This is a genomic window from Falsigemmobacter faecalis, from assembly GCF_003863335.1.
Classification (GTDB): domain Bacteria; phylum Pseudomonadota; class Alphaproteobacteria; order Rhodobacterales; family Rhodobacteraceae; genus Wagnerdoeblera; species Wagnerdoeblera faecalis.
This window is the reverse complement of sequence record NZ_RRAZ01000002.1, coordinates 115880-128051: the sequence shown is the minus strand read 5'-3', so window position 1 is coordinate 128051 and position 12172 is coordinate 115880. Positions and strand designations below refer to the sequence as shown.

Annotated in this window: 10 protein-coding genes; 4 read left to right on the top strand and 6 right to left on the bottom strand. The window is 66.3% G+C overall.

Features of this window, described 5'->3' with window-relative positions:
* Positions 1-39: 39 nt before the first annotated feature.
* Entirely contained in the window at positions 40-2103 is a 2064-nt protein-coding gene (locus EG244_RS01775; RefSeq protein ID WP_124963292.1) for a TRAP transporter permease, read from the top strand.
* 31 nt (positions 2104-2134) lie between these two features.
* On the opposite strand, the gene EG244_RS01770 is transcribed toward EG244_RS01775, so the two are convergent.
* From EG244_RS01770 to EG244_RS01760, 3 genes are read right to left on the bottom strand one after another with little or no spacing between them, the layout of a single operon-like run.
* Positions 2135-4066: a molybdopterin biosynthesis protein gene (locus EG244_RS01770; RefSeq protein ID WP_124963291.1), complete on the bottom strand. Its 1932-nt coding sequence runs from the start codon at positions 4064-4066 to the stop codon at positions 2135-2137.
* Entirely contained in the window at positions 4066-5097 is a 1032-nt protein-coding gene (locus EG244_RS01765; RefSeq protein WP_124963290.1) for a molybdopterin-binding domain-containing protein, read from the bottom strand. The genes EG244_RS01770 and EG244_RS01765 overlap by 1 nt, the downstream gene beginning before the upstream one ends.
* 45 nt (positions 5098-5142) lie before the next feature.
* Positions 5143-6027 (bottom strand): helix-turn-helix transcriptional regulator, encoded by an 885-nt coding sequence (locus EG244_RS01760; protein WP_124963289.1) that lies wholly within the window; start codon positions 6025-6027, stop codon positions 5143-5145.
* 124 nt (positions 6028-6151) lie between these two features.
* Between EG244_RS01760 and EG244_RS01755 the strand changes: the two genes are divergently transcribed.
* From EG244_RS01755 to EG244_RS01745, 3 genes are read left to right on the top strand one after another with little or no spacing between them, the layout of a single operon-like run.
* The gene (locus tag EG244_RS01755; RefSeq protein ID WP_124963288.1) at positions 6152-6850 is read left to right on the top strand and encodes an ABC transporter permease; all 699 of its coding nucleotides are present in this window, start codon (positions 6152-6154) and stop codon (positions 6848-6850) included.
* On the top strand, positions 6847-7557 hold the full coding sequence (locus tag EG244_RS01750) for an ATP-binding cassette domain-containing protein (protein WP_124963287.1): 711 nt from the start codon (positions 6847-6849) through the stop codon (positions 7555-7557). The genes EG244_RS01755 and EG244_RS01750 overlap by 4 nt, the downstream gene beginning before the upstream one ends.
* A 25-nt stretch (positions 7558-7582) precedes the next feature.
* Entirely contained in the window at positions 7583-8392 is an 810-nt protein-coding gene (locus EG244_RS01745) for a substrate-binding domain-containing protein (RefSeq protein WP_124963286.1), read from the top strand.
* A 260-nt stretch (positions 8393-8652) separates the two neighbouring features.
* Here the strand turns inward: EG244_RS01745 and EG244_RS01740 are convergent, their stop codons facing one another.
* The 3 genes from EG244_RS01740 to EG244_RS01730 are packed head-to-tail and all read right to left on the bottom strand — an operon-like array spanning position 8653 to position 12171.
* Positions 8653-10251: a class I adenylate-forming enzyme family protein gene (locus EG244_RS01740; RefSeq protein ID WP_124963285.1), complete on the bottom strand. Its 1599-nt coding sequence runs from the start codon at positions 10249-10251 to the stop codon at positions 8653-8655.
* A 10-nt stretch (positions 10252-10261) separates the two neighbouring features.
* Positions 10262-11143, bottom strand: a complete 882-nt coding sequence (locus tag EG244_RS01735; protein WP_124963284.1) for a MaoC/PaaZ C-terminal domain-containing protein — start codon at positions 11141-11143, stop codon at positions 10262-10264.
* A 32-nt stretch (positions 11144-11175) separates the two neighbouring features.
* Positions 11176-12171 carry an NADPH:quinone oxidoreductase family protein gene (locus EG244_RS01730; protein ID WP_124963283.1) on the bottom strand — a complete coding sequence of 332 codons (996 nt, stop codon included), beginning with the start codon at positions 12169-12171 and terminating at the stop codon, positions 11176-11178.
* Position 12172: the final 1 nt, after the last annotated feature.

The following is a 12172-nucleotide window of genomic DNA, read 5'->3' as shown; positions in this document are numbered from 1 at the left end:
CCGCGCTTTATCCCTTAAGACCAGATCAAGAGGCAGGCCATGAGTGAGAGCACCCGCGTTCTGACGGACGAGGAAATCCGCAGGCTCGAGGAAGAATTTGACCCGGAATCGCGCTTCCGCACGGTCACAAAGCCGGTTTTGATCCTGAGCAGCGTGCTGCTGTTTCTGCTGTCGCTTTATCATTACTACACCGCAGGCTACGGCATCCCGCGTGCGACCACCCATCGTGGCGTCCATATGGGGATCTCGCTCTTTGTGGTGTTCCTGAGCTTTGCGGCCCTGGCGCGCAACCGTCACCGCACGGATGAGCCGGGGATCTTCGGCATCCCGTTTTATGACTGGGCGCTGGCGATTGCCGGGCTTGTGACCTCGCTTTATGTGCCGTGGATCTATGACCAGCTGGCCTTCCGGATCGGCAATCCTTCGACGCTGGATATCGTCATGGGGACGATCCTGCTGGTGACGCTGCTGGAATCGGTGCGCCGCTCCATGGGGTGGCCGCTGCCGGTGATTGCCTGTCTCTTCATTGCCTATGCCTATTTCGGCCGCTCGATGCCGGGGATCCTGGTTCATCCGGGGGCGGACTGGGGCAATATTATCAACCACCTTTACCTCTCGTCGCAGGGCATCTACGGCACCGCGCTTGGGGTGATTGCGACCTATGTGTTCCACTTCGTTCTGTTCGGCGTCATGGCGCAGAAGATCGGGCTGGGGCAGCTGTTCATTGATCTGGCGACCGCGCTGACCGGGCGTTTTGCGGGTGGTCCGGCCAAGGTCTCGGTGATCTCTTCGGCGATGCTGGGCACGATTTCGGGCTCCTCGATTGCCAATACGGTCACCACGGGGGCGCTGACCATTCCGGCGATGATCCGGATCGGCTTCAAAAAGCACTTCGCGGCGGCCGTGGAGGCGGCGTCCTCAACCGGTGGGCAGATCACGCCGCCGGTCATGGGGGCGGTGGCCTTCCTGATGGTGGAATACCTCGGGATCCCGCTGCGCACGATCCTGATCGCGGCGATTGTCCCGGCCTTTATGCATTTCTTCGGGGTGCTGGTGCAGGTCCACCTTGAGGCCAAGCGTCTGGGCATCCGTGGTCTGCGCGAAGAAGAACTGCCGAAAGCCTGGAAGGTGCTGCGTGAGGGCTGGATGTCGGTCTTCCCGCTGGTGCTGCTGGTCTGGATGCTGATGTCGGGCCGCACGCCGTTCCTGTCGGCCTTCTGGGCGATCACGGCCTGTATCGTGGTCTTCATCATCCAGCGCGTTCAGGCGGCAGGCGGGGTCAAGGGTCTGCGCGATGCGGCTGAGGGCGTGGTTGAGGGCTTTATCGCCGGTGCGCGTCAGTCGCTTTCCGTGACGGTGGCTTCGGCGCTGGTGGGCGTGGTCATCGGTGTGGTGACGCTGACCGGTGTGGGCTTCAAGATCGCCTTCATGGTGACCTCGGTGGCGCAGGGCTGGGCGGCCTCGGTTCATGGCTTCCTCGCCATTCTGCCCTTTGAGATCTTCAGCATTGAGACGCTCTCGCTGCTCTTTACCCTGGTGCTGACCGCCATCGTCTGCGTGCTGATGGGCTGCGGGGTGCCGACCACGGCGAATTACATCATCATGATCGCGGTTGCCGCTCCGGTTCTCGGCATGATGAATGTGGAGCCGATCGTGGCGCACTTCTTCGTCTTTTACTTCGGGGTGCTGGCGGATGTGACGCCGCCGGTGGCGCTTGCGGCCTATGCGGCGGCGGGGATTGCCGGGGCCAATGGCTTCCAGGCCGGGAACACCGCCTTCCGTCTGTCGATGGGTAAGGCGCTGGTGCCCTTTGTCTTTGTCTTCTCGCCCTCGCTTTTGATCGTCACCGAAGGCTTCACCATTCAGGACTTCCTGCTGGCTTTCTTCGGGGCGACGCTGGGGATCGTCTCGCTGTCGGCGGCGATCACCAACTGGCTGATGGCGCCTTTGTGGAAGATTGAGCGGGTGGCGCTGGTCATCGGGGCACTGCTGCTGATCGCGCCTGAGCTGATCTCCTCGCTCTGCGGGGCGGCGATCCTTCTGGCGGTCACGATCCGGCAATGGCCGCTGCGCGACAGGGGCAGCCCGGCCCCGGCGGAATAAAGCAAAAAGGCGGCCCCCGGGGCCGCCTTTTTCATGCCGGGGTAAAGCCCGCGCGCTCCAGGGCTGTTCGCACTTCGGGCAGCGCCAGGGCTTCGCGGAAGGCGCGGACGGCGGGCCGCTCCATGCGGCTGCGTACCAGGGCGAAGTCATAATGCTCAGGCGCGAGGGGCAAAAAGCCCAAGCCCGCATCCCGCGCCACGGGGGCAATGGTCACGCCCCAGTCCGCGCGGCCCTGAACCACCGCTGCCGCCACCGCCGTATGAGAGCGCGGCTGATTGAGCCAGCCCTGCGGCCGCGCCCCCTTCAGCAGCTGATCGATCAGAATGCGCGTGCCCGCGCCCTGATTGCGGCTGACCATCAGGCACTCCGGGTCGGCGAGGGCCCGTGCCAGCGCGGCCTGCGGGTCGCGCCCTTCAAAGCGCGGATCGCCCTTGCGAAACACCAGCCCCTGCATCCGCCGCCAGCCCGGCAGCAGCTCCAGCGCCTCGGTCAGGAAGGGGGTGTTGAAGGCCCCCGTGGCGGGGTCCAGCAGGTGAATCGGCGCAAGATCGCATTCGCCGCGCAGAGCCGCCTGCAGCCCGCCAAGGCTGCCAATCGCCAGACTGCGGATCTGCAGCCCCGCGCCCGCCAGCGGCCCCAGCACCAGATCCAGTCCCGTGCAATGGCTGCCCGCGATCACCAGATCGGGCATCCGGAGCGCGGGGGTGAAAAGCTGCACCTGCACCTCGCGGCCCGCGGGCAGGTGATCTTCCAGCGCCCCGATCTGCACAAAGCCATCGGCCTGCGCAAAAGAGGTCACCGCGCCGGAGCCCTTTCCGGTGGCAAAGGCGACGCGCCCTTCGGGCCCCTCGCTCAGCGCGACCATGGCAAATTCGGTGCGCCCCATCTCAGAGGGCAGCCGCAGAGGCAGGGTGGCGCTGACTTCATGCACCCCCCGCGCCGGCAGTCCCGCCATGCGGCGCAGCACGGGGGCAATGATGTCGTGGAACGTAAACATCGCCGAGGTGGGAAAGCCCGGCAGCACCACCACGGGCTTGCCGTCACAGACCGCAAGACACAGCGGCTTGCCGGGCTTCAGCGCCACGCCATGGACCACGATCCCCGGCGCGCCCAGACCCGCCACAATCCGATGCGTCAGATCGCCCGCGCCCTTTGAGGTGCCGCCCGACAGGATCAGCATATCAGCGCCCTGAAGCGCCTCGCGCATCGCGGTTTCCAGGACCTCTGCCTGGTCGGGAAAAGCGCCAAGAAAGCGCGCCTCGGCCCCGTTCTCGCCGCAGGCGGCGGCGATCATCGGGCCGTTGGCGTCATGGATCTGCGCCGGGGCCAGCGGTTGGCCCGGTGCGACCAGCTCATCCCCGGTCGAGAGGACCGCCACCTTTGGTCGCGCAAAGACCGGCACCTCTGCGATCCCTGCGGCAGCGATCATCCCGATCTCGCGGGCACCGATCAGCGTGGCGCGGCGCAGCAGCACTTCGCCGCGCGCCAGATCACTGCCCGCGCGGCCGATGAACTGCCCCGGCAGGGCGGCGCGGCGCACTTCGATGCGGCCATCCGGCAGCGGATCGGTATGCTCGAGCATCACCACGGCATCCGCGCCGCGTGGCAGCGGGCCTCCGGTGGCGATCAGGCTGGCCTCTCCGGGCGGTACATTTCGCAAAGGGGCGGTGCCGCAGGCGATGTTTTCGCCCGTCAGCCGCAGGATCACCGGGTTTGCCGCAGAGGCCCCGGCCAGATCGGCGGCCCGCAGGGCAAATCCATCGACGCCCGAGCGGTCAAAGGGCGGCACATCGGCGGGCGCGCTGAGATCGCGGGCCAGCACGCGGCCCGCCGCCTCGGCCAGCGGCACCCTGACCTCGCGGGGGGACAATGGCCCCAAGGCCGCGTCAAATCGTGCGATGGCCGCATCGCGCGAGCAGACGGAGAGGAACTGATCCTGAAGATGCGGGCTTTGCGGTGTCATCAGAGCCTCCGCTCAAGGGGGGGCAGCGCCAGAAGATGCCCGGCGGGCCAGCCCTCTTCTCCGGCGGGGATCCGCAGCAGCGCATCGGCGCCGCTCAGGGCCGCAAGGCTCAGCTCGCCCGCAGGCAGCGGGACCCAGCTCCCCCCTTCGCGGCGCAGCGGCAGCAGTTCACTCATCCCCACGGGCGAGCTGATCTTGCGCGACAGCGGCAGGCTGAGGCTTTGCGGCACCTGACGGCGGCTGAGATGATCGATGAGCGGCAGCATCAGCCCCAGGGCCACCAGGGCCAGCAGATCGGGACGCGGGGCAAAGCGGATCGTGACGCAGCCCTCGCTTTGCGCGACGGCAATGTCCTGCAGCCCGTTCAGGGCCAGGCCCTGGCAGAGCCAGTCACCCTCCGGCGGGGGCTGCTCTGAGAGGTGAAGGCGGATCGCGGCTGTGCCGCGATCTGCAATGGCGCCGGATTTCAGCGCCATCTCCGTCAGATAGCCCACTGACGCCGGATCATCCCCGGTCACATCCACGCGCGGAATGCGGCAGGGCACCTCTGTCACCCCGGCCATGGCCAGCAGCAGCAGACGGGCGGGGCCGATCACCTCGCCGTCCTGCAGCAGGGGGGTATGGGGGCTGAGGTGATGCCCGGCGGGCAGCACACCCTCGCCGGGGAAGGTCTCTGCGCTGATCTCAGACACCGGGCCTGCGCGGCAGAGCGCGGCAGGGTCCAGAACGGCATCCGCCCCCTCCGGCAGCCGCGCACCGGCCTGCACCAGCGGCGGCGGCGACATCAGCATGACGGGGGACTGCGGCCCCGCGCCGATCAGATCATCCGCGCGCAGGGCATAGCCTGCCCGCAGCGCCAGCGGCAGAGGCGGCAGGCCCGCTGCCAGACCGGGCAGCGCGGCCGCGACCATGCCGGAGCGCATCTGCGACAGGGGCACCTGGCAGGGGACCAGCGGCGGCATCCCCGCCAGCAGCTGCGCCAGCAGGTCGTCACAACACATCAGACGGGAGGGAGAGGAGGGGCTTTGCATCACCCGCGCAATCTCGCCGATTACCGCGGGATTTTCAATCGCCCGTCAGGCATTGAAGCGCACCTCGCCGAGGCGGCCCAGATCATAGCCGCCAAGGAACTCAGCCCGCCGCCGGCAGGCCTCCCCCTGCGCAAAGGCCAGCAGCTTTTGCACCGGGGGCTCAAAGAAATCGCGCCGCCGCATCACCAGGTCAAACTCCTCTCCCGGCCAGAGCGGCAGAAAGCCGAGCGAGGTGGCGGCCAGACCCAGCCCGCAATCGGCCTCGCCCATCTCAATCATTGAGGCCATATCGCCATGGCTTTCCGCCACGCGGGGGGCTGCATTGAGCGCCGAAGGGGACAGTCCTTCGCGCGCCAGCAAAAGATCCAGTAGGATCTGCGAGCCCGCGCCTTCGCTGCGCAAAACCACCCGCAACCCCCGCTCAACCACATCGCGCAGCGAGGTGATCTCTGACGGATTGCCCCGCGCCACCAAAAGCCCCTGCACCCGGCGGGCCCAGTGGATCATGACGATATCGGGAAAGGGCAGAATGCTGCGCACCGCGTCGATGTTATAGCGCCCGGTTTCCGGCTCAATCAGATGGGTGCCGGCCAGCATGGCGCGGCCTGCGGCAAGATCCTCCAGCCCCTGGCGCGAACCGCTGGTCAGGATCGCAAGCCCCGCCCCCGACTGCCGCAGCGCCCATTCCAAAAGCGGCTCCGACGAGCCCGAGCAGATCAGCGGCGCAGGCGCGAGGCGGGTGTCGGGCAGTTCGGTCTGCCCCTCAATCCAGGCATCGACCAGACGGCGCGGAAAAAGCAGCTTCCCCGAGACCCGCGAGAAGGGGATCTGGCCGCGGGCGACCATGTCATAAATCGTCCTCTCCTTGATCCGCAGGTAGGCCGCGACCTCAGAGGTTGTCAGAAGAACGGCCGTTGGGCTTCCAGGCATACTGCAAAATCCGGCATTTAGATGAAATCATTACGTCTTTGTCTGTAGTCTGCATGATTTACATATTTGCCACAAGTGAGATGTAAATTGCATAATGGGCTGAACGGGGAAACAGACAGCACTCATGTCCGATACGGCAATCATCACGGCCTTCAGTCTGATCGCTGAAGCCGATCCGGCCCTTGTGCAGGTGATCGGGCTGTCGCTGCGGGTCTCGCTGAGCGCGATTGTGCTGGCCTGCCTGATTGCGCTGCCTTTGGGCGCGGCGCTGGCGCTGTCGCGGTTTCCGGGGCGCGGCGGGGTGATTGTGATCTGCAACGCGCTGATGGGGCTGCCGCCGGTGGTGGCGGGGCTTTTGATCTATCTGCTGCTCTCGCGCTCGGGGCCGCTGGGGTCGCTGGAACTGCTGTTCACGCCCGCCGCGATGATCGCGGCGCAGACGGTGCTGGTGGTGCCGATCATTCTGTCGCTCACCCGCTCGATGATCGAAGAGCTGTGGGGCGAATACGAAGAGCAGCTGCGCTCGCTCGGGTCAGGCCGGCTGCGCGCGGTGCCGACGCTTTTGTGGGACGGGCGCGTGGGGCTTTTGACCGGGATCCTGGCGGGCTTTGGCCGGGCCAGCGCAGAGGTGGGGGCGGTGCTGATCGTGGGCGGCAATATCGCGGGCCATACCCGCACCATGACCACCGCCATCACGCTTGAGACCAACCGCGGCAATCTGGCCATGGCGGTGGCGCTTGGGATCATCCTTCTGAGCATTGTTCTGGGGCTGAACGCCCTCGCCTTTGGTCTGACGCAATGGTCACGGAGGCGGATGGGATGAGCGGCGACTGTCTGTTGCGCGCAGAGAACATTGGCTTTGAGGCCAGGGGGGTGGCGCTGCTGCGTGGCGTCAGCTTTGAGGTCAGGGCCGGGCGGCGTCTGGTCATCCTCGGCCCGAATGGCGCGGGCAAAAGCCTGCTGCTGCGCATCTGTCACGGGCTGATCGCGCCCTCGCAGGGGCGGGTGGTCCGCGCGGGTGAGGGCGTGCGGGCGGCGCGTCAGGCCATGGTCTTTCAGCGCCCCGTGATGCTGCGCCGCTCGGTTCGGGCCAATCTGGACCATGCGCTTGCCCTGCAGGGGCTGTCCGGGCCGGACCGGAAGGCGCGGTGCGAGGCGGCTCTGGAGCGCTTTGGCCTGATGCCCCTCGCGGGTCGCGGCGCGCGGCTTTTGTCGGGCGGCGAGCAGCAGCGGCTGGCGCTGGCCCGCGCCTGGGCCACCCGACCTGACCTGCTGATCCTCGATGAGCCGACCTCGGCGCTCGATCCCGCCTCAACCCGCCTGATTGAGGACAGCCTGCTGCAGTTCAGCGCCGAGGGCATGGCCCTTGTGATGACCACCCATGACCTCGGGCAGGCGCGCCGCCTTGGCGAAGAGGTGATCTTTCTCGACCGCGGGCAGATCCTTGAGACCACCCCCGCGCCCGCGTTCTTTTCTGCGCCCGTCAGCCGCGAAGCCCGCGGTTATCTGGCGGGCGAGCTTTTATGGTAATCCACACAAAGAGAGGCACGAGACGATGACCCTTCTGCGCAGACTGACTGTGAGCTTCGTTCTCGGCTTTGCGGCTCTTCCCGCAAGTGCTGAGACCTTTATCACCGTGGCCTCGACCACCTCGACCGAGAATTCCGGGCTCTTTGGCCATATCCTGCCGATCTTCAAGGAGAAAACCGGCATTGAGGTGCGGGTGATTGCCCAGGGCACCGGACAGGCGCTGGAAACCGCGCGGCGCGGCGATGCCGATGTGGTGTTTGTTCACGCCCGCGGCCAGGAAGAGAAATTCGTCGCTGAAGGCTGGGGCGTGCAGCGCTTTGACGTGATGTATAACGATTTCATCCTTGTTGGCCCCGCCGAAGATCCGGCAAAGACCAAAGCCGCTGCCACGGCTGCGGAGGCCTTCAAAGCCGTTGCCGCTTCGGGCGCGAAATTCGCCTCGCGCGGCGACGACAGCGGCACCCATGTGGCTGAGAAAAAGCTCTGGGAAAGCGCAGGCATCACCGCAGAGGGCCAGCCCTGGTATCTCTCAACCGGTTCGGGCATGGGCGCGACGCTGAATACCGCAGCCCAGGTCCCGGCCTATGCGCTGGCCGATCGCGGCACCTGGCTGTCGTTTGAAAACCGTGGCCCGCTGGAGATCACCTTTGAGGGCGATAAGGTGCTCTTTAACCCCTATGGCGTGATCCTGGTGAACAAAGAGAAACACCCTCATGTCAAAGTCACCGAAGGCCAGGCCTTTGTGGACTGGCTGATCTCGGCTGAGGGTCAGGCGGCGATTGCGGAGTATAAGATCAACGGCCAGCAACTCTTCTTCCCCTCTGCGGCGAAGTAAGGGACCTTGCCCCCGGATCGACCGGGGGCTGGTTTTGCCTGCTGTGAGGCCTGCACTGCGCGATCTTCATGGCCCCTGACACCAGTTGGGGGCCTGTTTTATTCGGTTTGAACCTTTGCGCCGCGAAACCGTCATAGCGCCCCACAGGGGGGCGCTTTCTCAGCTATGACCCCCTGGACCGCGATAACGTGCCTGCCCCCGCCCGGAGGGGGGCAGCTTTCCCATGGCGGTCGCGTCGCCGGATGCCTGCGCAGTTGCGCTCAGACGGTGGTCAGCCGGCGCAACTCGGTCTTTTGCACTTTGCCATTGGCATTGCGCGGCAGCGGGCCGGTCAGAAAGACGATTTTCTCAGGCACTTTGTAATCTGAGAGCCGGGCCGCGCAATGGGCGCGGATCGCTTCGGCATCCGTCTGACCATCGCCCAGCCACAGAAAGGCCTGCACCCTTTCGCCAAGCACCGGATCGGGTTGGCCAATGACCGCGGCCTCCACCACCGCCGGATGGGCGGCAAGCGCGTTTTCTACCTCAATTGAATAGATCTTAAAGCCGCCGCGGTTGATCATATCCTTCCTGCGGTCCACCACCCGCACAAAGCCCTCTGCATCCATGCTGCCCAGATCGCCCGAGCGCCAGTAGCCGCTGACAAAGCCATTGGCATTGCCCTGCGGGTTCTCCCAATAGCCCGGCACCACCATGGGCCCGCCGATCAGCAATTCTCCGGTGGTGCCGCGCGGAACCTCAATCCCGGCGTCATCGACGACCACGATATCGGCGACCGGAAGCGGAATACCAACGGTGTCGGAATGCGCGGTGATCGCCCCTGGCGGAAGCACGGTTGCGGGGGATGTGGTCTCGGTTGAGCCATAGACGTTTTGCAAAACCAGCCCCGGCAGGGCGCGGGCTAAAGCCTCGATGGTTGCGCCGGGCATGGGGGCGCCGCCAAAGCCCGCCACCCGCCAGGACGACAGATCAAAGCGCTCAAACTCTTTGTCGAGCAGGCACAGATTATACATCGCCGGAACCATCAGCGAATAATTGATCCGCTCGGCTGCGGCGCGCTCAAGGAACTTCCGCGCTTTGAAGTCGCGCAGGATCACCGTGGTGCCACCCACCCGGAGCGCGGGCAGAATGATTGCAACCAGACCGGTGACATGGCTGGCCGGGACCGACAGAAAGGCCACATCGCCAGGCTGCAGGCCAAGCGCCCATTCAAAGTTCAGAACCGAATGCACCGCAGAGAGATGCGTGATCATCGCGCCTTTGGGATTTCCGGTCGTCCCGGATGTATAGAGCAGGCAAAGCGTATCCTCCTCCCGGGGGGCGGGGCACTCCAGGTCAGGCCCGGGCGCGCAGGCCAGGGCGTCAAAGGGCTCTGCCTCGGGGGGAGGTGTCTCTGTCGCGCCAAGGGTAAAGATCGCGCGCAGGCTTTCGACTTCGGCGCGCGGGGGGATATTGGCGGCGCAGGCCGCATCCGCGATCAGCACCGAGGTCCGGCTTTGTTGCAGCACATAGCGGATTTCCGGCAGCGCCTGGCGGGTGCTCATCGGCACGCTGATCATGCCAATGCGGGCCGCAGCAAGAAAGAGGCTGACGAATTCCGCGCAGTTGTTCAGCAAAAGCCCGATCCGCTCCCCCGGCTGGCAGCCGCGGGCCACAAGACCGGCGGCCTGGGCGGCGACCATGGCCTCCAGCTCTGCATAGCTGATGCGGCGGTCTTCATCGACCAGCGCGATCCGGCTGGCGTCGCGGGCGCTGACCTCGCGGAACATGGCATCCACCGACTGCGGACGCTCTGCATAACAGCGAATAAGCCGCTGCCCGTAGTGGGTTTCATAGCGCATGACCGGCGGTTGTTTCATTGCTGTCTCCTCAGGATGACTGTCCCGCGCCGCTCTCTCGGGGCGGCACCTCAGGCACGCACGGGGCATAGCGCAGGGTGCCGTTGTCAAAGGCGGTGCGGCCCCGGGCGTGGCCGCGAAAGGCAAAGCCGCCGTCCTGGTGCCAGATCTCAAGCGCGATATCGTCGCCGGGCAGCACGGGCGCGGTGAAGCGGCATTCAAAGGCGGTGACCCGCATCCGGGGCGGCAGGACGGACAGAAGCGCGCGGCAGATATGGCCGTAGCCCGAGAGCCCATGCAGGATCGGGCGCCCGAAGCCGCCCTCACGGGCGATGGCGGGGTCGATGTGCAGCGGATTGTCGTCGCCCATCAGCCGGTAGATCGCCGCCGCCCGGGGCGAGGTGCGCAGGCTCAGCACCCGGTCCGAAGCCCGGGCGGGCAGCGGCTCTGGCGGAGGCAACGGGATCTGCGGACCGCCCATGCCGCCGTCGCCGCGGCAAAAGGCGCGCTGCGTGACGCGGGCGAGCAGACGCCCGCTCTCAGCCTCGCGGATGTCGCGCTCGCTCACGACGATTGCGCCGCGACCGGGGCCTTTGTCGTGAATGGCGCTGATGCGCGGCTTTGCGGTGAGATGCCCCCGGACCGGAAGATCGTCAAATACCTCCACCCGCTCAGAGGCATGAACGATCATTTCCGCCGCAAGCCCGGTCGGCAGATTGCGGTACCAGTCGCCGGGATAGGCCAGAACCGTGGCCATCGTGGGGATGACCCGCAGATCCGCTTTCTCATAAACAAGGCCAAGGTCCTCGGCCCCCGCCCCGCAGCCAAGCGCGTAAAGGATCACATCCTTTACGTCGTAGCGGTGCGCAAGGGCGGGGATATCGAGTGCCAGCAGAGCGTCATAGCGCGACATGGCGGCCTTTCGGCGGACAGACAGGGGAGATGTCAGAGCGCGACAAGGACTTTCCCCCGAACACCGCGCGCCGACAGCGAGGCAATGGCCGCGCCGCCCTCGTCGAGGGGGTAAACCCGGTCGATGCGCGGGCGGATGTGCCCCGCCTGGCAAAGCTGCAGCAGGCGCTGCATCGCGGTGCGGTTGGCGGCCGGATCACGCTCTACGGCGGCGCCCCAGAAGATGCCGCGGATGTCGCAGGATTTCAGCAGCGGCAGGTTCGCCGGGATCTGCGCGATGCCCGCGGGAAAGCCCACGATCAGAAAACGGCCGCCCCAGGCCATGCAGCGCAGCGCGGGTTCGGAATAGCTGCCGCCCACGGCATCCACCACGATATCCGCGCCCTGCGCCCCCGTCAGGGCTTTCAGCCCGGTGCTGAAGGCTTTGGCAGCCTCGCGGTCGAGCGGGCCTGCGGGATAGATCAGCACCTCATCCGCGCCATGCTCGCGGGCGGTGGCGGCCTTCTCTTCGCTGCTGACGCAGGCGATGACCCTGGCGCCGAGGTGCTTAGCCAGCTCCACACTGGCAAGGCCGATGCCGCCCGCCGCGCCCAGAACCACCACCGTCTCTCCGGCTTTGATCCCGCCGCGCTCTTCAAGCGCATAAAGCGAGGTGCCATAAGTCATCTGCAGCGCGGCCGCGGCCTCATCGCTGACGCCTGCAGGCACGGCGTGGCATTTGTCGGCGGCCACGCAGACCCATTCCGCCATCGCCCCCCAAAGCGGCAGCGCCATGACCCGCGTGCCAGGGGTCATCCCCTGAACATCGGGGCCAAGGGCGTCGATTTCGCCGACAAACTCCCCGCCCGGCGCGAAGGGGCGCGGCGGGCGGATCTGATAACGGTCCTCAATGACCAGGGTGTCGGGATAATTGATCCCGACCATCCGCACGCGGATGCGGACCTCTCCGGGGCCGGGCTCGGGCTTTTGCGCCTCGACAAGGGTCAGACTGTCCGGGCCGCCGGGGGTCTGGCTGAGCAGGATTTTCATG